Below are 25,150 nucleotides of genomic sequence, written 5' to 3'. Positions count from 1 at the left end.
CAGGCCCGGGCCCACATCCGGTAACGAACTTCACGTGAGGGCTTCAATGCGGAAACCCGGCGCGTACCGGCGTGGACTTCAATGGAATACCGGCTCGCAGGAGGCGATCCCGGTTCCACAAACATTCCAAGGAGAACTCGCATGACGAAGACATTGGCGATCCTGCTGGCCGCTTCGGCCATCCTCGCCGGCTGCGTGGTCGCGCCCTATGACCGCCCGCCGCCGCGCCCGCACTATGGCTACGGAGATCGTGACCGCGACCGCGACGGTGTGCCGAACCGCTACGACCGCAGTCCCAACAATCCGTACCGCTACTGAGCAGCCGGCGACTCCAGAAGCTGAAAAGGCCGCGAAGCATTGCGCTTCGCGGCCTTTTTCTCGAGGTGGCTTGGGTATGCGTCAGCCCGGCCGGCGCGCCATCAGCGCCCAGACGCCAGCCGCGCTCAGCAGCGAGCCGCCGGCGAAGTTGAAGCGCCGCTGCGCGCGCGGCGACGAGAGCAACCTGCGCGCCGATCCTGCGAACACCGCGTACAGCGTGGCGTTGGTCGCCGCCAGCACCACGAAGGTCACGGCCAGCACCCAGAGCTGGCGCGTCACGTCGGCCGCCGGGCTGATGAACTGCGGCAGGAAGGCCACGAAGAACACGATGCCCTTGGGGTTCAGGGCAGTCACGAGGTAGGTGTTGGCGAACAGGCGAAGCCGCGATGCAGGAGCGGCCGGCGCGGCGACTTCAGTGGACGAGATACCCGCGCGCAGCAGCTTGATGCCCAGGTACAGCAGGTACAGCCCGCCCACCCACTTGACCACCGTGAACCAGAAGGCCGATGTGGCGAGCAGCGCGCCCAGCCCAAGCAGCGACACCACCAGCGCCGTCGAGTCGCCCAGCGCCACGGCCGCCACCAGCGGAACGTTGGCTCGGCGTCCGTGCGACATCGAATAGCTGATCACCGTGAGGATGGTCGGCCCCGGAATGATCAGCATGACGGCGGAGGCCGCGACGAAGGCGAGCCAGAGTTCGATGTGCATGTGCTTGTCTCCAGATGAAATGGTGTGTGTGTTGGTTCTTGCGAGATGCGATTCTCTTCGTCAGATTCCGATGGCCGTGCGCGCAACGTGCCAGGTGCCGCGGTGTCCGTCCACGTAGCTGATCGGCGAACTGGCGAGGTCGTCGAGATCCACGTCGTCCAGGCAGGTCACGTTCACGCCATAGGCGCTCTCGCCGGTTTCGGGCGAATGACCCACGCCGAAGGAGCGCACGCTGCAATGCCTGCAGACGATGTAGTGGCTGTTGCGGGTGTCGAGCATCTGCTCGCTGAGTTCGGATTCACCTTCGATCAGCCGGAAGGCATCTGTCGCGACGATGGCGGGCCAGAAGCGGGTACTGGTGCAGATCGAGCAGGTGCAGCGCAGGGTGCCCAGACTCAGGTCGATGTCGGCCTCGAATCTCACGGCGCCGCAATGGCAGCCGCCGGTGTAGGTCTTTTTCATGCGATCGAAGTTCGCGTGGTGGTGCTGGGGAACACCATAGCAAAGGCAGTGCCGCGGCGCCGGCATGAGGTTATGGGGCCGGGAGAGTCCGAATCCGGCGCGGGTGCCAAGGGCCTGCACCCTTGGCGGCCCGGAGTTTCTATGCCTTGGCCAGAAACGCCGCAACCAGGGCGTTCGCATGCCCGTGCCCCATCCCATGCTCGGTCTTGAGCTTGCCGACGAGCTCCATGTGCTTGCGGGAACTGGAGCTTTGAAGAATGTCCATCCAGTGCGCAATCGGCTTCTCGTACGTCTTCTCTATTGAAGGAAAGTACGAGGCAGGCCCCTTCACCTTCGTCGGTTCCACCATGGCGTCTCCATTTGCAAGTTGAGTGTGCCGATTGTGCCGACATCGACGGGCCCATCGCTGCCTGGAGCAATGGCGGCAATGGCCTGCGCCAGGCCACCGAAGCCGCCCCTCGTGGTCACGCAGGCTCGCTGCCGAACCGGATCGCGGCGCGAGCCTTGGCGCGCTCGGCCTCCACGGCCCGGTCGCGCGGCTCGGCCGTCGTGACCAGCGAATCGATCAGCCGTGCCGCCGTGGCGGCCACTTCATCGACCGCGCGGCCGAAGGCTTCCTCGTTGGCCTTGGACGGCACATTGAAGCCGCTGAGCTTGCGCACGAACTGCAGCGCGGCGGCGCGGATTTCCTGCTCGGTGGCGGGCGGTTCGAAGTTGTAGAGGGTCTTGATGCTGCGGCACATGAGAGCTCTTCGTTCGATGACGTTGGGGAGGGCGCGAGGCTGTCCCGTCCAGTTTAGGACATCGATCCCCAGGCGCTATCCAATCGTCATCAAGCTCGCGTTGCCGCCGGCGGCCGCGGTGTTGACGCTCAGGGCACGCTCGACGATCAGGCCTTCCAGCGAAACATCCCAGTCGCCGGGCTCGAATGCCCGGACGCTCACGATCGGTCCCGCGCGGCTCGCCAGGATCTGATTGACCTCGCGCAGCGAACTGGAACTGCCGTGGTGGAGCACGACATCGAAGTGGACCGTTGCCGCGCGCCAGTCTTGAGCGCTGGCCACGGCCTGCTGAACCTCGAGCGGCAAGGACGCGCGCAGGTTCTCACTCTTCTCGCCGGCCAGCCATACGGCCGTGCTGCCGACCGAGAGCACGGCGGCGAGTTGCACCAGCCGATCAGCATCGTCCTCGGCCAGGCACAGCACCGCCTCGCGCGGCAACAGCGTGTAGACGTTGCGCTCCCCGGTCGGCCCGGCCAGCGTTCGTGCATGGCCGCTGCGCGACAGGCCCGCGAATCGCCTGCACTGGCTGGCCAGCGCGTCGCGTCCGTTGCGCTCGGCCCACGCCTGCAGGGCGGCAAGGGCGGCAGGCGGCTGCGCGGCGCCGACTTCGCCCGAGCGCTGGCCCGGACCCGCTGTCGCCAGTGCGCGCGCCATCACATCCTCGGGGTGCTTCGACAGCATCCTGTACATGTAGAGCGGCCCTCCGGCTTTCGGTCCGGTGCCCGAGAGGCCTTCGCCGCCAAAGGGCTGGACCCCGACCACCGCGCCGACCATGTTGCGATTGACGTACACGTTCCCGACGCGCGCGTTTTCGACCACCTGCTCGATCGTCTCGTCGATACGGGTATGCACGCCCAGCGTGAGGCCGTAGCCGGTGCTGTTGATCTGCCCGAGCAGGGTGCCCAGGTCGCGGCGGCGGTAGCGCACCAGGTGCAGCACGGGGCCGAACACTTCGCGCTGGAGTTCCGACAGGTTGTCGATCTCGATCAACGTCGGCACGACAAACGTGCCCAGCCGCGTGGCGTGATGAACCTCGCGCGCCTGCTGGTGCACCTTGCGTCCGCGCTGCCGCATCGCCGCGACGTGGCGCTCGATGCCGTCGCGTGCCTCGGCGTCGATCACCGGGCCCACGTCCACCGCCAGGCTCGCCGGGTTGCCGATGCGGCTTTCGGCCATGGCCCCCTTGAGCATCTCGATGACGCGATCGGCCACGTCGTCCTGGACGCACAGCACGCGCAGCGCGGAGCAACGCTGGCCTGCGCTGTCGAACGCGGATGAGACCACGTCGGTGACGACCTGTTCGACCAGGGCGGACGAGTCGACGATCATCGCGTTCTGGCCTCCGGTCTCCGCGATCAGCGGAATCGGGCGGCCTTCGGGGCCGAGGCGCGCGGCCAGGGTCTTCTGCAGGATGCGCGCGACTTCGGTCGAGCCGGTGAACATGACGCCCTGCACGCGCGCGTCGTCCACGAGGGCGGCGCCGACCGTCTCTCCGCGACCTGGCAGCAGCTGCACGGCAGCTCTCGGAATGCCCGCCTGCCAAAGCATGCGAATGGCCTCCGCAGCCACGATAGGCGTCTGCTCGGCCGGCTTCGCCAGCACCGGGTTGCCCGCGGCCAGCGCGGCGGCGACCTGGCCGGTGAAGATCGCGAGCGGAAAGTTCCACGGGCTGATGCAGACCATCGGCCCGAGCGGGCGGTGCGTGTCGATCGCGAACTCGCTGCGCGCCTGGGCCGCATAGAAGCGCAGGAAATCCACCGCCTCGCGCACCTCCGCAATGCCGTTGGCAAAGGTCTTGCCGGCCTCGCGCGACAACAGGCCCAGCAGGCGCGGCATGCCGTCCTCGAGCAGTTGCGCCGCGCGATCGAGACACGCTGCGCGATCGGCTGGCGGCGTGCCCGCCCATGCCGGCGCGGCATGCAGTGCGCTGGCAATGGCCGTCTCGACATCGGCAAGCGTTGCCTGCCGCACGGTGCCGACCTGGTCTCGGAGGTCCGATGGATTCTTCACCGGCTCGGCCGGCCGGTCTTCGGCGGAATCGAGTGCTTCGGCAAGCATCGGCTCCGCGGTCCACGATTCATCGGCACTGCCTTCCAGCGCATGCCGGAGCGCGCGCAGGCTGTCGTCACTGGACAGGTCGAGGCCCATCGAATTCTTCCGTGCCTTGCCGTAGATGTCGTGCGGCAGCGGGATCGACGGATGCGGCAAGCCCATGGTGCCTTCGCTGGCGGCCATGCGCTCGACCGTTTCCACCGGGTCTTCCACCAGCGTGTCGATGGCGATCGTCGGGTCCGCGATGCGGTTCACGAACGAGGTGTTGGCACCGTTCTCCAGCAGCCGGCGCACCAGGTAGGCGAGCAGCGTCTCGTGCGTGCCGACCGGCGCGTAGATCCTGCAGGGGCGCCCGAGCTTGCCGGCTTCGGTCTTCCCGACGACCTGCTCGTACAGGGGCTCGCCCATGCCGTGCAGGCACTGGAACTCGTACTGGCCCGGTACATAGGTCGCCGGGTCGGCCATTTCATGGATGGCCGCCAGCGTGTGGGCGTTGTGCGTCGCGAACTGCGGATAGACCGCATCCGGCGCCGCGAGCAGCTTGCGCGCGCAGGCGAGGTACGACACGTCGGTGTAGGCCTTGCGCGTGAAAACCGGATAGCCCTCGAGGCCGTCGACCTGGGCGCGCTTGATCTCGCTGTCCCAGTAGGCGCCTTTCACCAGCCGGACCATGAGGCGGTGTCCGCTGCGCCTTGCCAGATCGACGACGAAATCGATGACGAACGGGCAGCGCTTCTGGTAGGCCTGGATCACGAAGCCGATGCCGTTCCATCCCGCGAGCGCCGGCTCGAAGCAAAGCCGCTCCAGCAGGTCGAGAGAAAGCTCCAGCCGGTCAGCCTCTTCGGCGTCGATGTTCAGGCCGATGTCGTAGTGCCTGGCCAGCAGCGTGAGTTCGCGCAGCACAGGGTAGAGCTCGTCCATCACGCGCCCGTGCTGGGCCCGGACATAGCGCGGATGCAGCGCCGAGAGCTTGATGGAGATGCCCGGGCCATCGTAGATGCCGCGCCCCGCCGCCGCCTTGCCGATCGCGTGGATCGCCTGCTCGTAGGCCGCGCGGTAGCGCTGCGCGTCCTGCGCCGTCAATGCGGCCTCGCCGAGCATGTCGTAGGAATAGCGGAAGCCCTCCGCCTCGAGCTTGCGCGCGTGCTCAAGCGCCTGACGGATCGTTTCGCCGGTCACGAACTGCTCGCCCATCATCCGCATCGCCATGTCGACGCCTTTGCGGATCAGCGGCTCGCCGCCCTTGCCGATCAGGCGCGTGAGCGTGCTCGAAAGCCCGGCCTCGCTGTGCGTTGCGACCAGCTTGCCCGTGAGCAGCAGCCCCCAGGTGGCCGCGTTCACGAACACGGACGGGCTGTGCCCCGCATGCGCCTGCCATTGCCCGTCGGCGATCTTGTCTCGGATCAGGGCGTCGCGCGTGGCAGCGTCGGGAATGCGCAGCAGCGCTTCGGCAAGGCACATCAGCGCGACGCCTTCCTGCGAGGAGAGCGCATATTCCTGGAGCAGGCCCTGCACCAGGCCCGCACGACCGCTGGCGTTCTTGCGGTCACGCAGCTGCGAGGCGATGCGGTGCGCCAGCTTGTGCGCGGCGCCTGCGGTCGCGGGGGCGAGCCGGGCGGCCTGCAGCAAAGGCTGCAGCGCTTCAGGTTCGGGCCGCCGGTACGCGGCAGTGATGCCGGCGCGAAGGCTGCCTCTGTCTTCCAGTGCGTCGGCGAAGGCCGGGAAGGGAGCGGGCGGCGCGGTATGAGCGGAATTGAGCGTCATGACGGAGGGTGATGATGAACACCTCGATGCTGCTCGGATCTGCTCCGAATGCTTATCTAAATATCGATCGCTTTGCAGAGGAATTCACTGGTCCGGTGGAGTGCCCTTCATCCCCCGGAAGCTTCCGTTGCACGAAGCCGTGCTTCCAGCTGCTGCTTCACCGCCGTCCACTCGTCGTCGATGATGCTGAAGCGCACCGAATTGCGCTTGCGGCCGTCCGGCATGATGCGTTCGTTGCGCACGATGCCTTCCTGTTTCGCGCCCAGCCTCAGGATGGCTGCGCGCGACTTCGCATTGATCTCGTCGGTGGTGAGCTGCACGCGCACGCACTGCAGCTCCTCGAAGGCGTAGCGCAGCATCAGCAGCTTGGCCTCGGTGTTGACGAAGGTCTTCTGCCACGAGGCCGAGATCCAGGTGCTGCCGATTTCCAGCTTGCGGTTGATGCGGTCGATCTTCCAGAAACGCGTGGAGCCGATGACCTTGCCGGTCTCGCGGATCACCGTGGCGAAGGGCATCACGGTGCCGGCTTCCCGGCCGGCGAGGGCGCTGCCGATGTAGGCATCGACAGTCTCGGCCGATGGCACGACGGTGAACGGCAGCTTCCAGAGCTCGCCGTCGGAGGCGGCTTCGACGAGCGCCGCCGCATCGGAGGCGAGCAGCGGGCGCAGCAGGAGGCGGGGGCCGGTGAGCGATGGTTGCGCGGTCGACATGAACCGGACGATAGCCGATGACGGAAGAGCCCCGTCACCGGCCCCCGTTCAGCCGATGCGCTGCAGCACGGGTTCGGCGGCCAGCGCCACCGCCGCCAGCCGCGCGTCGTCACCGCGCACCGACGCCAGCATCAACCCCACCGGCAGTTCGCCCGGCGCATGGCACGGCAGGCTGAAGGCGCAGCCGTCGAGCAGGTTGATCGCGAAGGTGTTGCGCAGCAGCAGCCCGTTGGCCTTGAAGAAGGCGGCGTCTTCCGCCAGCGCCGCGATGGGCGGCGCGACGATGGGCACGGTCGGGCATACGAGGGCGTCGAAGCCTTCGATGGCGCGCTCGACGCGGCCGATCCAGTCGCGCCGGCGGTCCTGCATGGCGATGTAGTCGGCGGCGCGCACCTCGGTGCCGAGCGCGATGCGGGCGGCCACGCGCGAGTCGAAGCCGTCGCGCTTCGCGGCGAAGCGTTCTCGGTGCACGGCGGAAGCCTCCACCGGCGAGAAGCCGCCGGGTGCGTTGACGGTCGCGATCTCCGCGAGTTCGGCCAGCGTGATGTCGACGATCTGCGCGCCTGCCACCGAAAGGGCTTGCAGCGCGCGGTCGAAGGCCTGCGCGACGGCGGGCTCGATGTCGTCGAACATCAGCGTGCGCGGCACGGCGAGGCGCATGCCCTGCAGCGGGCGGCGGCGCACCGCGAGCGGCGTGTCGGCAATGGCCGCGTCGGCGATCAGGCAGTCTTCGACGCTGCGCGCCATGGCGCACACCGTGTCGAGCGAGCGCGCCAGTTCGAAGGCGCCCGTGCGCGGCACGCGCGACTGCGTGCTCTTGAAGCCCACGAGCCCGCACAGCGCGGCGGGAATGCGGATGGAACCGCCCGTGTCCGAGCCCAGCCCGGCGACCGCGAGGCCGAGTGCCACCGACACGGCAGCCCCCGACGACGAGCCGCCCGGGATGCGCGCCGTATCCGTATCGGCAGGATTGCGCGGTGTGCCGTAGTGCGGATTGATGCCCACGCCCGAGAACGCGAACTCCGTCATGTTGGTCTTGCCGACGATGGCCGCGCCCTGCGCGCGCAGCCGGGCCACCGCAACCGCGTCGCGCGCAGCCGGCGGTTCGCCCGCGCAGACGGCCGAGCCGGCCATGGTGGTTTCGCCGGCCACGTCGTACAGGTCCTTGACCGAGACGGGCAGGCCGGCGAGCGGGCCGAGCGCGACGCCGGCCTTGCGTGCCGCATCTGCATGTCGCGCTGCGGCGCGTGCCGCATCTGCGTAGAGCCGCGTGAACACGTGCTCGGCTGCAGGCTGCGCGGCCGCCTCGAGCACCTGCTCGACCAGCGCCTCGTGCGACAGCTCGCCGCGTGCGATGCGTTCGCGCAGGGCCGCGATGGTGAAGCTGTTCTTCGTCGCCATCACGCCACCACCGGCAGTGCTTCCACCGCGTAGCGATGCACGATGCGACGCCGCAGCTTCGGGTCGTGCAGTTCGATTTCCATTTGCGCGGCGGGCCGGATGCCTTCGCCCTTCGCGTTGGGCAGGGCGCCCAGCGTGCCGCAGGTCATGAAAAGGCCCTCGGGCGCGGAACCGGCGCCGGGCATGCCGTCGCGCAGCGCGGCCAGCGGCCGGATCGATGCGAGCGTGCCGCGCTGGTAGTCGGTCCAGCGGCCGTCCTCGAGGATGCGCGAGCGCAGCTCCAGCGTGTCCTGGTGGGCCTGCACGTCGCGCCAGCGCCAGGCGGTCTCGGCCACGGGCTTGGCGCACATCTGCTTCGACACGGCCACCGAGTAGCTCTCGACCTGCCGGTCGGTGTGGTCCGAGGCCACGCTCAGCCACCACTCGCCCTGCGAGAAGAAGAACACGGGCTCGGCCTCGCCGGAGCTCTGGTCGCCCAGCGCCTCGATGGCCGGCGATTGCGTCAGCAGCTGGGCCGCGACGCGGTAGTACAGCGGCACGCTCGAAGGGCGCGGCACGCCCAGCGCTGCCAGTTCCTCGATGTGATGCTCGATGGCCGCGATGTCGCGGCCGGTCCAGCCCGCCACCACCAGCGCGCGGGGCGCGACGGCGTGCACGGCGGTGGAGCGGGTGCCGTCTTCGGCGATGCTCTCGCAGGCGAAGCGCAGGAGGGCGGAATGCATGTTGCTCGTCGTCATCAGCTCTCCAGCGGGCGCTTGGCGGTTTCGCGGGCCACCGCGAGGGCGATCATCGTCAGGCCCAGCGCGGCCACCACGTACAGCGACACGGCCACCGTGCTGCCCCAGGACTTGAACAGGCTCGCGATGATCAGCGGCGCGAAGCCGCCGCCCACGATGCCGGCCAGCGTGTAGGCCAGCGAGGCACCCGCGTAGCGCACGCGGCCGGGGAACTGCTCGGTCACGAAGGCGGCCTGCGGGCCGTACATCATCGCGTGGATCAAGAGGCCCACCACCACCGCCGCGCAGATGGCGACCGGGTGCGCGCTGTCCATCAGCACGAAGAACACGAAGGCCCACACCATGCCCAGCAGTGCGCCAACCATGTAGACCGGGCGGCGGCCGATGCGGTCGGACAGGCTGCCGAACCACGGCACCGCGATCGCGTTGCAGGCCGCGCCGATCATCGTGGCGGTGAGCGCCAGCGGACGCGACAGGTGCAGCACGGTGGTCACGTAGGTCAGCGTGAACACCACCACCAGCGCGTACAGCACGTCGGAGCCGATGCGCGAGCCGCCGGCCACCAGCAGGCGGCGCCAGTGCTGCGTGAGCACTTCCTTGATGGGGGTCTTGGCGGTGGCCTTCTTCTCTTCCATCTCGCGGAACACGGGGGTCTCGTCCACTCCGCGGCGCAGCCACAGGCCGAACAGCACCAGCGCGACGCTGGAGATGAACGGAATGCGCCAGCCCCAGCTCTGGAAGTCTTCAGGGCTCAGCCATGCCGACACGATGGCGATGAAGCCGGTGCCGATCAGCGTGCCGCACGACGGGCCGACCTGCGTGAACGAGGCGTTGCGTCCGCGCTCGTCGGGCTTGCCGTGCTCCATCGACAGCAGCACCGCGCCGGCCCATTCGCCGCCGAGCGCCACGCCCTGCACAAAGCGCAGCGCGACCAGCGCCACCGGCGCCCAGATGCCCCAGCTCGCGTAGGTGGGCAGCAGGCCCATCAGGCCGGTCGACACGCCCATGATGACCAGCGTGGCCACCAGCACGAAGCGCCGGCCCAGCCGGTCGCCGAGGTGGCCGAACACCACGCCGCCCAGCGGCCGCGAGATGTAGCCGACCGCGTAGGTCGAGAACGCGAGGATGGTGCCGGTGAGCGGGTCGAACGACGGGAAGAACACCGCGTTGAAGACCAGCGCGGCCATGATGTTGTAGACGGTGAAGTCGTACCACTCCAGCGTGGTGCCGATGGAGCTGGCCATGGCCAGCCGGCCCATCTTGGCGGACCCGGAACTGGAACCGGGTGTGGGCGGCGTGGCTGCGGTGGCCGCAGCGGGGAGAACATGTTCGGTCATGGAGGTACCTTTGTTCGGTGAAGACAGGGAAACCGGTTCAGGCCAGCTCGGTCGCATTCAGCTTCCAGCCGAGTGCGAGGAGCCAGCCGGTGGCGGGGTCGGCATCGAAGGCTGCGGCGGCCGTGGCGCGGGCACTGCGCGCGGCTTCGGCGCTGCTGGTCTCGATCACCAGCATCGGCTGCAGCACGCGGCCTTCGGTGGATTCGCGCGGCAGCGGCGTGCTCAGCGCGGTGTCGGGCACGAGCAGGTACGACTGCACGAAGCCTGCCTGCTCTTTCTTCAGCTGAAGGCCGATGCAGGCAGCGTGCGCCACCTGCGCCTCGGCATCGGCGGCCACCGGCAACGGCAGCACGACCACATGGCTGCCGCTGCCGAAGCCGGTGACCGCGCGCACGGCGCACACGCGGCGCACCGGCTGGCGCATGCGGTCGAGGTTGGCGACGGACCACGGCGTCTGCTTCTCGAACGCGGCGCGGTAGCCGGCCGAGCCGAACACCGCCAGCGATGCGGTACGGTACAGCCCCAGGTACTTGCGGCCGCCTTCGAGCGAGAAATAGCGCGCGCCCGAGAGAAAGCCGGGGATGCGCGCGCGCTCTTCCACATGCTCCTGGTCGTACCAGCGGTTGAAGTCGGCTTCGTCGGCCGGCTCCACGTCGGAGGCGACGAACAGCATGCCGTTTGCCGCCGTTGCTGCGGAAGAAGAGGAGTCAGGTGTGTTCATGGCGGCGGAAGAGCGTCGGGCCTTCGAAAAAATGAAGGCGCGATCTTCCGTCGCAGGGTCGAACTGTCACAAACGAGTTTTTCTGGGCCGCAGCCACAAGAATTACTGGCCCCTTTTCGGGGCTGAAATGCGCCATTTCGAGGGTTAACCCTCTGTCGACGCGCTCCAGGTTGGTGCGATTGCCGACGTGGTGAACTGGTCGGAGGCCCGGCAGGCCAGCTCGGCCACGAGCCGGATGGCGTCGGAGTCGGCGGCTTCCAGGTGGCTCACCACGATGCGCTGGGGCGAGATCAGCGCGTCGCACTCGATGATCCGCACATCGCCGATGGCCACGTATTCATAGCAGGGCGGCAGCGGCACCAGCGCGTTGCCGAAGCCCGCCTTCACCAGCCGCGCCAGCGCCGAGATCGAGCTCACGCAGTGCACCTTGCCCAGCGGAATGCCCGCCGCGCGGAACAGGTTCTTCAGCGCCTCGTGCGGCTGCGAGCCGGGGCTCATCGTGAGCACGGGCTGGCGCAGCAGCTGCTCGACGGTCTGCACGGGCTCGACGCCAGGCGGCCCGACCCAGCCCATGGGCATCGGCAGGCAGGGCGTGCTCACGATGCCCGCGCCGGCGATGTGGTCGGTCTGCAGCGCGATGTCGAGTGCGCCTTCGCGCAGGCCGCGGTGCAGGGCCAGCGTGGTCTCGGAGGTCAGCTGCACCTCGATGCCGGGGTAGGTGGAGCGCAGGTTGGTGAGAAAACCCAGCAGCCAGGTGTGGACCACGGTCTCGATGGCGCCGATGCGCACCAGACCGAGGATGTCTTCGCGCGGACGACCGAGAGAGACGATCTCGCGGCGCAGTTCGAGCAGCCGTTCGCCGTAGTCCATCAGCCGCACGCCGACCGGCGTGAGCCGCAGCTCGCGCGCATCGCGTTCGAACAGGCGCGCGCCGATGTCTTCTTCGAGGGAGGCGACGCGGTTGGACACCGCCGCCTGCGTGATGTGGAGCCGGTCGCTCGCCGCGCGGAAGCTGCCGAGCCGGGCGGCCCAGAGAAAGGCTTCTACAAATCTTGTGTTCATGAGGGCACCTGCGGGCCATTCTGCCCGCATCGCGCCTGCATGAGAACTTGCGTCCTACCGGTGTCGCCGCGCGGGTGCCGGCGAGGCGGGCAGGGTGATGTCGTCCACCATGCGCGCGGCGGCCGCCGACGCATTGCTCGCGAGCATCACCGCGGCCTGCTGCTTCGCCGGGTCGAAGACCAGCAGCGCGCGGTAGCCGCCGGTCTGGCCCGTATGGAAATAGCTCCGGTGGCCGGGAGCACCGCGCATGCGGATGGCGTAGCCCACTTCGTAGGTGCCGTCATGGCCGAGCGGGGTGAGCGCGCGTTCGGCCGCGGCACCCAGCGGACCGTTGCGGCCGGCCATGAGCGCGCGGGCGAACACCAGCAGGTCGGCCGCCGTCGAGCGCAAGGCACCCGCGCCCGCGAGCGCGTCGAAGTCCCAGGGCGTACGCGGCGTGTCGCGCTCGTAACCGGGCGCGAGCCTGCCTGCTTCGCCGCCGAGGTGCTGCAGCGTGTCCCTCATGCCCAGCGGCACGGCGATGTTCTCCTGCACCAGCAGGTCCCACGGCTTGCCGTAGCGGTCGGCAAGCAGCTGGCCGAGCAGGCCCAGACCCAGGCTGCTGTAGGGGCCCTTGCAGGGCGGTGCGTGTTCGAGCCTGAGCGTCGAGAGTCCCGTGAGCAGCTGCGGCCGGTCGGGTCGCGCGAAGGGCTGCCCGCTGGCCAGGCCCGGTGCGTCCGGCAGCATTCCCGGCAGGCAGGCGGTGTGGGTGACGAGCTGTCGCAGCGTGATCGCCGCGACCTGCGGCGGCATGGTGGTCTGGCCGGCCAGCAGCTTGCCCAGCGTGTCGTCGAGCGCGAGATCGCCGCGCTCCACCGCCTGCGCCAGCAGCACGCCGGTGAACACCTTGCTGATCGAGCCGATCTCGAAGAGCGGCTGCGCGTCTGGCTGCGTCGTCTCGACGATCCGGCCCGGCTGCCCGATGGCGTTGCGCTGCATCGCGAACTGCGTGCCGTCCTCGCGCGAGATGCCGACCACGATGCTGCCGGGCGCGCCGTTCATCACGCGCGCCACGATGGCGGCCGGTGCGGTGGCGAAGCCGATGGGTTCGGCGTGGGCGAGGGTGGCGAGCATCGCCGCGCCGCAGCCTGCGAGAAGAAGGCCGAGGCGCAGTCGATGAAGTGGGTGTCGAAGAATCATCCGGTCGGCTCCTTGCGTTGTCCGATGTGTGCAAAGGCCGGGATGATCCGGGGCCGCCTCGTGTGGCGGCAAGCGCGGCGGCGGGGTGCTTCGTCACCGCCGTAACGCCCGTCACGTGCGGGACGGACGGGGGGCGCCTACTCGTCGGCGTCGTAGAAGAACTCTTCCCGCACGATCTTTCCGCCCTTGGTGGTGTAGAGCGCCATTTCTTCCATGGTGAAGCGGTGGCCGGTGGACTTCATCGTCACGTCGAAGCGGAACCCGACGATGAAGCGGTCGTCATGCGGCCATGGGCCGGCCACCTGCATCGAATGCACCTCGTGGTTGGCGACCCACCATTCGCCCTTGGCCCTGATGGCCGCGAGGCCGACCGCCTCGCGCGCCATGCCGGGCACGGCGCCGGCCTCGACGCTCACGGCGTCGGGCGTGTAGAGCACCTCGGCTTCTTCGAACTTTCCTTCCTTGCACAGCGCCACGAGCTTGTCGGCGATTTCCTTGGTGTTCATGAGTTTCTCCTTTGAACGTTGGGGAGCGAGCGAGTGAACGAACGAACTGAGACCGGGGCGCAGTTTAGGCCCGCGAGCCCGCCGTGGCAGCGATAGGCCGACCGGCCGGCGGTACTTGTCTTTTCAGGAAGAAGCTGTGCCGTTGAGCGCGCGCATGCTGTCAACGGCTTCTGGCGAAGCCCACAGCAATGTGTTCAGGTAGGTCTCGATGCGATCCACCAGCGCGCCGCGCGGGCCTTCACGCCATTCGGGCGAGCCGTAGAACGCGGCCTGCTCGGCGTCGAGCGCCTCGCGGCTGGCGTAGGCGCGCACGAGGTGATAGGTCTCTTCCTCATGGTCCGACTTGCCGTAGGTGACGACGTTCATGCCCTTGTCGCGCAGCATCGGCACCGCGCGTTCGTGCATGGCCTGGTGAAAGGCATCGATGGTGCCGGGCTTGAGCCGGTAGGTGCGGATCTCGAGCAGCAGTTTCTTCATGGCTGTGGCCTTTCTCCTGGTTCTGACCTGCCCGGCCGCAACACCCAGCCGAGCGAGAGCACATAGCGGCTGCCGCCCACCACGCGCGTCACGCTGTGCTCGCAGGCGTCGGGACGGAACAGCTTGATGCGCCGCGTAGCGAAGATCGGCGTGGCGCACACGAACTCGCCGCCGGAGCGCGGCGACTTGAGCACGATGTTGAGCCGGTAGTGCCGCCCGGCCTGCACAGGGTCGGTATGCGGCGGAATCTCGGAGCCTTCGGGGTAGCGGATGAGGTAGCTGTCGAACGGCAGCGGCCATGGTGCCGTGGCGAGCAGCATCTTGTCGTAGCCCGTGCCCTGGCGGCCGCGTTGCCAGCGGAAGGCTTGCGAGAGGTAGGAGCGAAGGGCTGCAGCGATGCTCATGCGGGATGTCGGGGAGCCTCCATGCCGCGCATTTTCAGCCGATTCAGCAGAAAACGATTGCCGTCCCGTGCTCGATGCTAAGCCGCGCCGATTCGTACAGTAGCAGCCAGGACACGTATTCGCGGTAGAGGCCGTCGTCTTCCTCGATCAGGTCGTCGATGCGCTGTGCTTCCTCGTCGGAGAGTTCGCCATCCTCGAGCCGGATGCCGAGGGCGGGGGCCACGAACACGAGTTCCTCGAGCAGGCGGTAGGACGAGCCGAGCATGCCGCCGGGCAGGCCGCCGACTTCTTCCACCAGCTCGTCCTCGCCCCGGTCGTCGTCGGCGTCGCCTTCTTCAGCTTCGTCCTCCCCGTCACCGCATTCCTCGTCGAAGAGCACGTCGTCGAAGTCGACGGGAACGTAGAAGCCCTCCGCATCCGAATGGCACAGCAAGTGGCTTTCGGAGCCATCGAGCAGCGCCTGGATCTTCGGGTCGGCCGTGGGATCGACGTCGTCGGCCAGCGGCGTGGCCACCCAGTCCGGCGACAGCAGGCGGTGCGCGTAGGCGCGGCGCAGGTAGTGGATGAAGGAGTACGGAAAACCGTCGATCGAGGCGCGCGAGTCGAATTCCATCGGCTCGCGCGGCTCCGTGTGCTGGGGAAGCCCCGCGGCGGCCAGCACGCGGTTGACTTCGGCCAGTTCCTCCTCGAAGCCCTCGGCGCTCTCGGGATCGTCCTCGAGCAACTCGGCGAGCATGCCGACGCAGACAGCCAGACCCATGATCTTTCCTCCAGGTTGTTGGTTCGCCGCGATGGTGACGACCGCCGGTGAAGGATCGATGACCGCTAAATCGTTACTTCGCCGCTTCCACCTTCACCCGCGCGTTCGGCGCCTCGCCGAACATCTCGGGCGCGTACATCGCCTCGACGCGGCTCGGCGGCAGCGCGAAGTCGCCGACGTTGTTCAGGCGCACGGTGTATTCCATCTTCACCACGCCCTTGGGCAGGTACTCGTAGTAGCTGCGGAAGGCCTCGAAGCTGCGTTCCTCGAAGGCCGGCCAGCCGGAGCCCGACTTCTTTTCGCCCTGGGTGGCGATCTGCGAGTCGCGGCCCAGGCCGCCGCCGAGGATGGTGGCGCCGCCCGGGATCGGGTCGCTGATGACGACCCAGGTCATGTCGGCGCTGGCGTTCACCTCCAGCGTCACGCGCAGCACGTCGCCGCGCGTGTACTTGCCGGCGGTGGCCTGCTCGACCGGGGTGATGGTCTTCTTGATGGCGTAGCCGGCCGCGAACGGCGCCTTCAGCTGCACGGCGGCGATCGACTGCAGCGTGAGCCACGGCTTGCCGGTGCCCTGCTGCGTCACCAGCAGCGTGTCGCGCACCGGTGCGCCCGAAGGCGAAGCCGCCCACGGCAGGAACATCGTGTTGTTCTTCAGGTTGCCCGGCGAGGCGGGCGCGCCGAAGAAGGTGGTCTGGTTGGGCGCGCCGGCCGCGTCGGTGGTCTTCACGCGCTCGACCTTGCTCCAGTCGACCTGCGCCTTCACCGCGCCGAGCGTGGCGGCGGTGACGCCGGCCACCGGCGTGCTCTCGAACACCTTGCTGAATTTCTCCAGCGCCAGCCCGCCCCACAGGTTGGCGGTGGTGGTGTGCCAGGCGCCGTTCTGCTGGCGGCCGATGAAGCCGTTGGCGAGCTTGCCGATGTCGTCCTTCCAGCTCGGGTCGTCCATCACGCTGAGCAGCAGGCGGGCGGTGTTGACGTCGCCGTTGGTCATCAGCCACCACCAGTAGTCGTCCTGCTCGGTGCTGAAGATCAGCTTGGTGCCCTGGTACGACAGGCGCGCCTTCAGCACGTTGTTGGCTTCGTCCAGGCGCTGCTGGCGCTGCGGCACGTCGTTCACGCGCTTGAGGATGTTGAGCCAGTCGATCACCGCGCTGGTGGGCCACTGGTTCGGCGCGATGGTGATGCTGCCGACCATGCTGCCCTTGGCCTTGCCATAGCGCGAGAGCGCTTCGAGCGCGGCCAGCTTGCGCACGTCGAGGTCCTTGCGCGGGCTCCAGAAGTCGCGCGTGATGCGGCCTTCGACGAAGGCGATCAGGCCCGACTCCATCGGCGCGCGCACGTCGTCGGCGAGCGCGAAGGCGGGGTTGAGCTGGGCCGCCTCGTTGGTCGCCGCGAGCAGGTACGAGGTGAGGATGTCGCTGCCGCGGTTGGCCTCGCCGTCGCGCGGCGGGAAGTAGTTGGCCAGGCCGTCGCTGTCGAGGTAGGTTGGCAACTGGGCCAGCACGCCCTGCCACATCTTCGCGTCGCGCAGGCCGACCGACTTGCTGGTCTTCTGTTCGAGGCAGATGAAGGGGTAGTTCGCGAACCAGTCCCGCACGCCCGGCAGGCCTTCGGCCAGCTTGGGCTGCAGCGAGAGCTTCAGGCCGCCGCGGCCGGGGAGGGCGTCGGCGGGCGGTGCCACGTCGAGCGTGAAGGGGCCGTCGACCTGCACCAGCGTGCCCTGCTGCACCGTGAGCGGCACCGAGGGCACGATGCGCTGGCGCACCTTGAGCGCGTCGCGAGCGCCGCCGATGGTGTCCTTCGCCTCGATCTCCCAGATGATGGCTTCGGCGCGCGTCTGCGCGAGCTGCGCGGGCGCGGTCACGGTCCATGCCACCTCGCGCGCCTCGCCGGCCGGAATGTCGACCGTCTGCGGCTCCAGCGTGAGCAGGGTGGCGCGCGGCGTGGCCTCGACCTTCATCGGCTTCTGCGTGGTGTTGCGCAGAGTGACCTGGGCACGGAACTGGTCGTCCTCGCGCACCAGCGGCGGCAGGCCGCTGATGATCTGCAAGTCTTGCGTGGCCTGGATGCTGGCCTGCCCGGTGCCGAACAGGTTGGCGCCGGAATCGGCCACGGCCACGATCTTGAAGGTGGTGAGCGCGTCGTTCAGCGGCACCGTCACCACGGCCTGGCCGTTGGCGTCGAGCACCACCTTCGGGTTCCACACGAGCAGGGTGTCGAGCAGTTCGCGCGTCTGGCCCTTGCCGCCGCCGCCGCCCGCGGGCACGGCCTTGCGGCCGTAGTGGCGCCGGCCGACGATTTCCATCTGCGCGGTGGAGGTGCTCACGCCCCAGCTGCGTCGCTGCAGCATCGCGTTCAGCAGGTTCCAGCTGTCGTTGGGCATCAGCTCCAGCAGGGCCTGGTCGACCGCTGCCAGTGCCACTTCGGCGCCGGCGGCCGGCTTGCCGTCGGGCAGCTTGGCGCTGATGGTGACCTGCGCCTTGCTGCGGATCGGGTAGCTGGGCTTGTCGCTGGTAACGGTCACGTCGATCTGGTGGGCGCGCGTGCCGACGCGGATCTCGGCCATGCCGAGGCGGTAGGCGGGCTTGCTCAGGTCGACCATGGCGGTCGGCGCCACGTATTCCTTGCCTTCGTACCAGAAGGCCGTCCACCACTCGCGCGGCGACTTGAAGCCCCAGGTGAAGAAGCTGTACCAGGGCACCTCGCGCAGGCGGCCGCGCAGCGCGAGCACGCTCACGTATGCGTTCGGGCCCCACTCGGGCTTCACTTCGAGGGTGACGGTCGGGTCCTTGCCGTCGAGCTTGACCACGTGCGTCTCGATGATGCCTTCGCGTTCCACCGCGACCAGCGCGGTCGCGAAGCGGAAGGGGCTGCGCACTTGGAACTTGGCGATCTCGCCGGGCTGGTAGCTCTTCTTCTCGGGCAGCACGTCGATGCGGTCGTTGTCCTCGCCGCCGAACCAGAGCTCGCCCTGCTTGGTCACGTAGACAGAGCTCACCGCCTTGGCGTCGCGGCCTTCGCCGTCGGTGGCGCTGGCGATGAGTTCGACCTCACCGGCTTCCTTCAGCTCCGACTCGCACAGCAGCAGGCCGCGCGCGTCGCTCTTGCCGCTGCAGACGGTGCCGATGTCCTTCGTCTCGGTCTTGTTGTCGTAGGTGTAGAAGCCGCCCACCATGCGCTTGCGGCTGGTGGTGGTGATGCGGGCCACGGCGCGCACGTTGAGCGTCACGTTGGCCTGGGGCTTGCCCGACAGGTCGAGCGCGAGCGCCTGGAACTTCAGCTTCTGGGCGGTTGAGACCCAGCCTTCGGTCTTGATGCCGGCGATGACCGAAGCCGGCCACAGCGTCTGCGTGCTTCGGATGGTCTGCACCTCGCCGTTCGGGTCGGCGTAGGTGGCCTCGAGCAGCAGCTCGCGCGCCGCCTTGACCTTCGGCACCTTGTCGATCGTGACTTTGCCGGCGCCGTCCTTGTTCAGCGTGAGCGGCAGCTTGTCGGCGATCACGCGGGTGTCGTTCACGCTGTTGAGGTCTTCCTCGCCGGAGCCGGCCTCGGCCGCGGCGCTGACCGCCGTGGCGGCCTCGCTGCCGTCGCCCTGCGTGGAGCGTGGCGGGTTGAAGCTGAAGGCGTCGTAGTCGGAGAAGCTCAGGCTCTTGCCGCGCACCATGGCCGACACGCGCACCGGCAGGTTGGCCGCGCCGCCGCCGGAGACGTAGTTGATCTGCACGTCGGTCGGCACGTTGGTGGCCGCCACCAGCGGCTTCTTGTCGGTGGGCGCGATGCGGCCCTCGAGCACGGGCAGGCGGAATTCCTCGACGCGGAACATGCCGGTGCTGAAGCTGCGGCCGTAGTCCTCTTCGCCGTCACCTTCGCCGTTGGCGTCCTTGCCGCCGGTGCGCAGCATCACCTCGTACACGCCGAGCTTGGCGGCCGGCGGAATGGCGAAGCTGTTTTCGGCGCTCAGGCCGCCGGTGGCGGTCTTGCGCCAGTTCAGCGGCTGCGTGAAGCGCTGGCCGCTGCCCACGTGGGTGATGACCAGCGTGTCGGGCCGGCTTTCGGGAAGGCCGAAGCCCTTGCTGGTCTGCGTGCGGATCAGGCTCTTCATCGACACCGTCTCGCCGGCGCGCAGCAGCGTGCGGTCGAAGATGGTGTGGGCGACGCGGTCGGCCTCGGCCTGCAGGCTGGTCGGCACGTTGAAGCGCCAGGGCTCGATGCCGCGCTGCCAGTCGCTCCAGGTGAAGGCGAGGTCTTCCACGCCCTTTTCGTCCTTGGCGCGGGCGCTGACGAACCATGCGCCGCTGTCGTATTCGTTCGGGCCGTTGCACGACGGCGCCTGCGGCGAGACGCCGCTGAGCATGACGACGCCGTTGGCGTCGGTGGTGCCGCTGGCCACGGCCTTGCCGTCGCAGCTCGATACGCGCACCTCGGCGCCGGCCACGACCTTGCCCTTGTCGAGCGTGGTGACCCAGGCCATCGAGTTCTCGCGGCCCAGCTTGAAGTGCACCGCCAGGTTGGTGGCCAGCGCGGTGGTGCGCACGTACATCGTGCGGCCGGCGTTGTAGCGCTCGTCGAGCAGGGCCTCGCCCAGCTTCTGCGAGGCGATTTCGAGCACGTGGAAGCCCGGCGTCAGCGGGATGCCGATGACCTCGAAGGGGCGCGGATCGCCCGAGTCGGCCTTGGGCATGTCGAGCGCCTTCACGCCCGGCTGGCCGGCCAGCAGCGACAGCATGCGGGTCTGCAGCGTGGTGCGGTCGTCCTTGTCGATGACCGGGGGCAGCGGACCCTTCACGTCCTTGCGCGCCTGTTCGCGCGAGACGGTGAAGTTGTCGTAGCGACGCACCTTGCGGAACCACGCGATGATTTCAGCGTCGGTCTTCGGGTTCATGTCGCTGACCTTGCCGGGGGCGAGGTCGTTCACCATCAGCTTCGGCTCCACGCGGCGCACGGTGACCGGCATCATGGCCGGCGTGTCGGGTTCGGCCAGGCGCTCGACCACGCCGAAGGGCGAGGCGGCGAACTTGGCCAGCGGCGGCATCGCGCCGGTGGCCACCTTCATCGGGAAGTTGCCGGGCGTGGCGAGCGGGCGGCCCGAGGCGTCCTCGAACTTCGAGGGCAGCTCGATGCTGTATTGCGCGCTCTCCGCCAGCGGCGGCTCGAAGCTCACGCCGTTGACCACGTCGTCATCGCTCTGCGAACCGCCCTCGTTGTCGAGCTTGGCCTTGACGGTCTTGTCGCCCTTGAGCTGGATCTGCGAAGCCAGCTTGCGGGTGACCGGCGCGTTGAACTGCAGCTGCATCGGGCGCAGCGGCAGGCAGGCGGCCTGCGCGTTCTCGCGCTCGCAGGTGAACGAGACGGCGAAGGGCTCGCGCACCTGGAATTCAAGGCGCCGCTCCACGTTGTTGGCCACGCCGGAGGGCGTTGCCACGCCCTTGCCGTAGACGATCTGCACCTTGGCGCCGGGCGTCAGCGTGCGGTTGCACTGCATCGTGATGAAGCGCAGCGGGTCTTTCTCGGCGGACTTGTCGCGTCCGAAGGCCTTGAGCAGGCCGGTGCGCTGCTCGCCGTCGAGCAGCTTGACGGGAATGCGCTCGCCCACGCCGTCGGCCGTGCACCAGACGTTCTGGCGCACGCTCTCGAGCGTGGCCGCGCCGTTGAGCTCCAGCATGAACATCTGCTGCTCGTCGATGCGGCTGTAGCTGCCCGGCATGTAGTTGCGCACGAAGGGGCCGCCGGTGTTGAACTGGTAGCGCTCGGGGCCCGTCAGCTCGCCGCTGGCGGGCTTGAAGGTGGGAATGCGGGTGACCGTGCAGCGCACGCCGGGCGGCAGGTCGTTCTCGAAGTCGTAGACCCACGCCTTGGCGTCGGTCCAGCGGCCGGTGCCCTTGGCGGCCTGCGCGTCGTTGCAGCTCACCGTGAGCGGGGCGGGAGCCTTGGGGTCGCCGAAGTTGACGGCGGGCTGGTCGAACTTGGCGACCACCTGGCGTACGCGCGCCACCTCGCCCTGGGGCGTGACGCTGATGATCTGGAGGGCATGGCCCGGGGCGGCTGCGAGTACGCCGCCGGCCAGGAGCAATGTTGGAAGGAAACGATTCACTTTTTTGTATCTCCACCTAGAGGCAGCGCGCAGCGTAGCCGATTTGCACGACGGTTCGGGAGTGCCAACAGTCATAGGCCGTTGGCTTGATCGCCGGGCACGGCGGGCCTTACGCCGGTCTTCTTACAATCGACGCCGTCGTGCGTGCGCCGCGCAGACCGCCACCAAGACCTCGCCGCCGACCGATGAAACGCTACTGGGAAATAGACGCCTTGCGCGGGCTGATGCTCGTGTTGATGACCGTCACCCACCTTCCCACCCGGCTGACCGACCCGCTGGGCCAGCCTTTCGGCTTCGTCTCGGCGGCCGAAGGCTTCGTGCTGCTGTCGGCTTTCGTCGCCGGGCTGGTGTACAGCCGCATCGGCCATGTGCGCGGGGTCGACTCGATGCGCCAGGCCTTCTGGCGGCGCGTGCTCAAGGTATACCTGTGCCAGGCGGCGACCCTGCTGTTCCTGTTCACGGTGATCACCGCGGTGGGGCTGCACATCGACCAGCCGGCGGTGAAGAACCTGGTGTCGTACTACCTCGCGGAGCCTCGCGAGGGCTTCATCTACGGGCTGCTGCTCATCTACGAGCCGGCGCTGCTCGACATCCTGCCGATGTACATCTTTTTCATGCTCATGAGCCCCTGGGTGCTGGCCTTCGCCATGCGCCACGGCTGGACCGGGGTGATGGCGGCGAGCGCAGCCGTGTGGGCTGCGGCGCAGTTCGGGCTCAGCGAATGGGTCTACGGGCTGGCGGTGCGCTACCTGGGCGTGCCGGTGCCGTTCCACGAGATGGGAGCCTTCAACACCTACGCGTGGCAGTTCCTCTGGTTCGCGGGGCTGTGCATCGGTGCTACCCGCAACGGGCCGGATGCGCGGCCGCTGCGCTTCCCGGCGTGGCTGCTGGCGCTGGCGGCGGGCGTTGCGCTCTACGGCCTCTACTGGCGCCACACCGGCATCAACGGGCAGGCGCCGTTCGGCGGCGACGTTGAGCTGAACCTGCTGTTCGACAAGTGGCAGCTCGGGCCGCTGCGGCTGGTGAACCTGGTGGCGCTGGGCATCCTCGCGGTGCGTTTCGGGCCGTGGCTGATGCGGCGGATTCCGCGGCTGAGCTGGCTGGAGGCGATGGGCTCGGCATCGCTGCCGGTGTTCTGCGCGCACCTTGTCGCGGTGCTGCTGGTGCTGGCCTTCTACGGCGACAGCCAGACGGCGCGGCCCTGGTGGGGCGACGGCCTGCTGCTGGCGGTGGTGTTCTCGGGGATGTACTTCGTGGCGCGCTTCACGCGTGCGGCGGATGTGCCGCCGCCCGCGGACGACGTGCCCTCGGAGCCTGCGCCGGCCTGAGCGAGGCGGCTGTCCGATTCAGGGCAGGCTGGCCGCAGATGCCGCGGGAGGGCCCGGCAGGTGGGGCGCGATCACCGACAGCCAGAGCCGGTAGCCCTCGTCCGTCATGTGCAGCCGGTCGCTGCGGAACAGTTCCATGCGCGGGCGTCCGTCCGCGCCCAGCATCGGCGTGTAGATGTCGATGAACTCGCTGTTGGGCAGCAGGTTCAGGTAGGCCGAGACGACGTGGTTGGTCTCGCGGATCTGCGGCATCAGCTGCTCGCGCGAGGGGCTGGGCTTGACCGAGATGAAGCTGATGCGCGCATCCGGCAGCTCGGCGCGCACCGCGTTGGCAAAACGCGCGAAGCTGTCGAGCACCTGCAGCGGCGTGCGGCCTTCCGCCAGGTCGTTGTCGCCCGCGTAGACCATCACCTGGCGCGGCTTGTAGCGCACCACCAGGTCGCGCGCGAACAGGGCGCAGTCGGCCAGCGTGGAGCCGCCGAAGCCGCGGTTGATCACGCCGCCGGGCACGCGCGAGAAGTCCTGCTGCAGCCGGCTCCACATGCGCACCGTGGAGCTGCCCACGAACACCACGCCGCCGGGAGCGGGAAAGCGGTCCTGGTCGGCGCGGGCGAAGGCTGCGAGCTCGTTGTGCCAGCGCGCCTTGGCGGCCAGGTAGTCGCGCGCGGACGCAGCTTCGGCGGCGGCCGTCTCGGATTCCTGGGGGAAGAAGGAAGACTGGGCGTTCGCGGCAATCGCCGTGGCAAGCAGGGCGACCGCGGCGATCGCGGTTTTCATCGGATGCATCGGAGGGGCGGGGAAGGCAAAGGGCGGGAGTAACCGGATTTTCTACCACGACGCCCGAGGGCCCATGGCCGTTGACAGGCAGTCCCGCCTAGATGGTCTTCTCGATGAGCGCGCCCTTGAACAGGATCGGTCCCTTCGGCCCGCTGCCCGCCGGCACGCCGCCCTTGGCCTCGAGCGAGATGGCCAGCGCCGGCACGGCCTGCACGTCGGACTCCGACGCCTTCAGGCGCAGGCCCGGGGCGTTGTCGAGCACGCCCAGCGAACGCGGCGCGCCTCCCGGGGGCAGGGCCCAGAGCTGCAGCGACTTGTCGTTGCCCTCGTTGAAGCTGCCCACGCGCTGCAGCACAAGCTGTTTCTTCTTCGGATCGAAGGTCACGAGCATCGAGGCCGCGTCCTTGTCGTCGCTGAGCACGGCCACGTACTGCACCGCCGGGGCGTTCTGCAGCTGGTCGCGCAGGTTCAGGCCGACCGTCACGGCCAGCACGGTGGCCAGCGCGCCGGCTGCGGTGGCGGTGCGCCACAGCGCGAGGCTGCGCAGCCAGCCGCCCTGGGTCGGCTCGCCGCCGGCCTTGGCATTGGCGGCCTGGCGCTGGCGCTCGATGGCGAGCGCGGACTGCTCGGCGTCGATCATGTTGCGGATGCGGGTCCACACGGCAGGGTCGGGCGTGACCGGGGATTGCAGCTCGGTCATGCTCGCGAGCCGGCCTTGCCAGACCAGCGCGGCGGCGCGCACCGGGGCTTGTTCGCGGGCCAGGGCCTCGAAGCGGCGGCGGGCGCCGCCACGCAGGGTGCCCAGCGCATGGCTCGCGGCCAGCAGCTCGAGCAGTTCGGGGTGTGCGATGAGATTCATGGGGTGACCGCCTTTTTCTTCGTCGCCATCGCCTTCACGCAAAGCGCCCCATGCAGACGCGCAGCTTTTCCAGCCCGCGCCGTATCCAGGTCTTGACCGTGCCGAGCGGCAGCTTGAGCTGTTCGGCCAGCTCGCCGTGGCTCATGTCGCGCAGGTAGGCCAGGCTGACCACCTCGCGCTGGCGGCCCTCGAGCTGGCTCAGGCACTGGTGCAGTGCCCAGGCCTGCTCGCTGGCATCGGCCGTGTCGGCCGGGTTGGGGGCGTCCGACTCGAGCTGGTCGGCCATGAGCTCGTCGAATTCCTGCGTCAGCTGGGCGCGGTCGGCGGTGCGACGGCGCAACAGGTCGAGTGCCCGGCTGCGCACGATGAGCCCCAGCCACGCCAGCGGCGGGCTGAGCGAGGCGCGGTAGTCGCCGGCGACCCGCCAGACGGTCAGAAAACTCTCCTGGAGAACGTCCTCCGCCCATTCGCGCTGCCGGACGACGCGCATCGCCAGCCCCATCAGGCGGGGCGAGGTGCGGTCGTACAGCAGGCGCAGGGCGGCTTCGTCGCGATGGCCGATCCGGTCGATCAGCGCCATCAATTCGGCGTCGGGGCTGGGTGCTGGCATCCGCGGATTGTGGGGCATCGATGCGCATGCCCGGTATACGGGGCGGCCCGGCCGCCGGATTCAATGCGCCGCGCGAATGAAGTCTTTTGGAAACATTTGTGAACG

General features: G+C 68.7%; 22 protein-coding genes. 2 read left to right on the top strand and 20 right to left on the bottom strand.

Annotation, left to right across the window (positions count from 1 at the left end):
• Positions 1 to 141: 141 nt before the first annotated feature.
• A complete protein-coding gene (locus tag EJO71_RS34270) occupies positions 142 to 318 on the top strand; it encodes a hypothetical protein (protein WP_164546765.1) in 177 nt (58 codons plus the stop codon).
• 81 nt (positions 319 to 399) lie between these two features.
• On the opposite strand, the gene EJO71_RS05580 is transcribed toward EJO71_RS34270, so the two are convergent.
• The 17 genes from EJO71_RS05580 to EJO71_RS05500 all read right to left on the bottom strand — a co-directional run bounded on the left by EJO71_RS05580 (position 400) and on the right by EJO71_RS05500 (position 21,471).
• Positions 400 to 1,026 (bottom strand): LysE family translocator, encoded by a 627-nt coding sequence (locus EJO71_RS05580; protein ID WP_125947754.1) that lies wholly within the window; start codon positions 1,024 to 1,026, stop codon positions 400 to 402.
• Positions 1,027 to 1,086: 60 nt separating this feature from the next.
• Positions 1,087 to 1,488, bottom strand: coding sequence for a GFA family protein (locus tag EJO71_RS05575; RefSeq protein ID WP_125947755.1), 402 nt, complete (start codon positions 1,486 to 1,488; stop codon positions 1,087 to 1,089).
• 139 nt (positions 1,489 to 1,627) lie between these two features.
• A complete protein-coding gene (locus EJO71_RS05570) occupies positions 1,628 to 1,837 on the bottom strand; it encodes a DUF4287 domain-containing protein (protein ID WP_125947756.1) in 210 nt (69 codons plus the stop codon).
• A 115-nt stretch (positions 1,838 to 1,952) separates the two neighbouring features.
• On the bottom strand, positions 1,953 to 2,231 hold the full coding sequence (locus EJO71_RS05565; RefSeq protein WP_125947757.1) for a DUF2277 domain-containing protein: 279 nt from the start codon (positions 2,229 to 2,231) through the stop codon (positions 1,953 to 1,955).
• 75 nt (positions 2,232 to 2,306) lie between these two features.
• Positions 2,307 to 6,086 carry a trifunctional transcriptional regulator/proline dehydrogenase/L-glutamate gamma-semialdehyde dehydrogenase gene (gene putA, locus EJO71_RS05560; RefSeq protein ID WP_125947758.1) on the bottom strand — a complete coding sequence of 1,260 codons (3,780 nt, stop codon included), beginning with the start codon at positions 6,084 to 6,086 and terminating at the stop codon, positions 2,307 to 2,309.
• 107 nt (positions 6,087 to 6,193) lie between these two features.
• A complete protein-coding gene (locus EJO71_RS05555; protein ID WP_125947759.1) occupies positions 6,194 to 6,796 on the bottom strand; it encodes a GNAT family protein in 603 nt (200 codons plus the stop codon).
• A gap of 48 nt (positions 6,797 to 6,844) precedes the next feature.
• A complete protein-coding gene (locus EJO71_RS05550; protein ID WP_125947760.1) occupies positions 6,845 to 8,197 on the bottom strand; it encodes an amidase in 1,353 nt (450 codons plus the stop codon).
• Positions 8,197 to 8,934 (bottom strand): DUF2848 domain-containing protein, encoded by a 738-nt coding sequence (locus EJO71_RS05545; protein ID WP_125947761.1) that lies wholly within the window; start codon positions 8,932 to 8,934, stop codon positions 8,197 to 8,199. Before EJO71_RS05545 ends, EJO71_RS05550 begins: the two co-directional genes overlap by 1 nt.
• A complete protein-coding gene (locus tag EJO71_RS05540; RefSeq protein WP_171022424.1) occupies positions 8,934 to 10,271 on the bottom strand; it encodes an MFS transporter in 1,338 nt (445 codons plus the stop codon). The genes EJO71_RS05545 and EJO71_RS05540 overlap by 1 nt, the downstream gene beginning before the upstream one ends.
• 37 nt (positions 10,272 to 10,308) lie before the next feature.
• Positions 10,309 to 10,992 (bottom strand): DUF4286 family protein, encoded by a 684-nt coding sequence (locus tag EJO71_RS05535; RefSeq protein ID WP_125947762.1) that lies wholly within the window; start codon positions 10,990 to 10,992, stop codon positions 10,309 to 10,311.
• A gap of 144 nt (positions 10,993 to 11,136) precedes the next feature.
• Entirely contained in the window at positions 11,137 to 12,054 is a 918-nt protein-coding gene (locus EJO71_RS05530; protein WP_125947763.1) for a LysR family transcriptional regulator, read from the bottom strand.
• A 54-nt stretch (positions 12,055 to 12,108) separates the two neighbouring features.
• Entirely contained in the window at positions 12,109 to 13,233 is a 1,125-nt protein-coding gene (locus EJO71_RS05525; RefSeq protein ID WP_125947764.1) for a serine hydrolase domain-containing protein, read from the bottom strand.
• A gap of 137 nt (positions 13,234 to 13,370) precedes the next feature.
• A complete protein-coding gene (locus EJO71_RS05520) occupies positions 13,371 to 13,739 on the bottom strand; it encodes a nuclear transport factor 2 family protein (protein WP_125947765.1) in 369 nt (122 codons plus the stop codon).
• Positions 13,740 to 13,862: 123 nt separating this feature from the next.
• Positions 13,863 to 14,216, bottom strand: a complete 354-nt coding sequence (locus tag EJO71_RS05515; RefSeq protein WP_206168995.1) for an NIPSNAP family protein — start codon at positions 14,214 to 14,216, stop codon at positions 13,863 to 13,865.
• Complete coding sequence (locus EJO71_RS05510) at positions 14,213 to 14,620, bottom strand: 2OG-Fe(II) oxygenase (RefSeq protein ID WP_125947766.1); 408 nt, start codon at positions 14,618 to 14,620, stop codon at positions 14,213 to 14,215. The genes EJO71_RS05515 and EJO71_RS05510 overlap by 4 nt, the downstream gene beginning before the upstream one ends.
• Positions 14,621 to 14,663: 43 nt before the next feature.
• Positions 14,664 to 15,380 carry a hypothetical protein gene (locus tag EJO71_RS05505; protein ID WP_125947767.1) on the bottom strand — a complete coding sequence of 239 codons (717 nt, stop codon included), beginning with the start codon at positions 15,378 to 15,380 and terminating at the stop codon, positions 14,664 to 14,666.
• Positions 15,381 to 15,453: 73 nt separating this feature from the next.
• Entirely contained in the window at positions 15,454 to 21,471 is a 6,018-nt protein-coding gene (locus EJO71_RS05500) for an alpha-2-macroglobulin family protein (RefSeq protein ID WP_125947768.1), read from the bottom strand.
• Positions 21,472 to 21,656: 185 nt separating this feature from the next.
• Between EJO71_RS05500 and opgC the strand changes: the two genes are divergently transcribed.
• Entirely contained in the window at positions 21,657 to 22,799 is a 1,143-nt protein-coding gene (gene opgC, locus EJO71_RS05495) for an OpgC domain-containing protein (protein ID WP_125947769.1), read from the top strand.
• An 18-nt stretch (positions 22,800 to 22,817) separates the two neighbouring features.
• Here opgC and EJO71_RS05490 read toward each other — a convergent pair whose 3' ends face one another.
• The 3 genes from EJO71_RS05490 to EJO71_RS05480 form a co-directional block, all read right to left on the bottom strand.
• Entirely contained in the window at positions 22,818 to 23,576 is a 759-nt protein-coding gene (locus EJO71_RS05490; protein ID WP_125947770.1) for an SGNH/GDSL hydrolase family protein, read from the bottom strand.
• Positions 23,577 to 23,673: 97 nt separating this feature from the next.
• Positions 23,674 to 24,435 (bottom strand): anti-sigma factor, encoded by a 762-nt coding sequence (locus tag EJO71_RS05485; RefSeq protein WP_125947771.1) that lies wholly within the window; start codon positions 24,433 to 24,435, stop codon positions 23,674 to 23,676.
• A gap of 34 nt (positions 24,436 to 24,469) precedes the next feature.
• Complete coding sequence (locus EJO71_RS05480) at positions 24,470 to 25,063, bottom strand: sigma-70 family RNA polymerase sigma factor (protein ID WP_125947772.1); 594 nt, start codon at positions 25,061 to 25,063, stop codon at positions 24,470 to 24,472.
• Positions 25,064 to 25,150: the final 87 nt, after the last annotated feature.

Origin of the sequence: Variovorax sp. 679, assembly GCF_003952185.1 — a bacterium.
Taxonomy (GTDB): domain Bacteria; phylum Pseudomonadota; class Gammaproteobacteria; order Burkholderiales; family Burkholderiaceae_C; genus Variovorax.
This window is presented reverse-complemented; position numbering and strand designations above follow the sequence as displayed.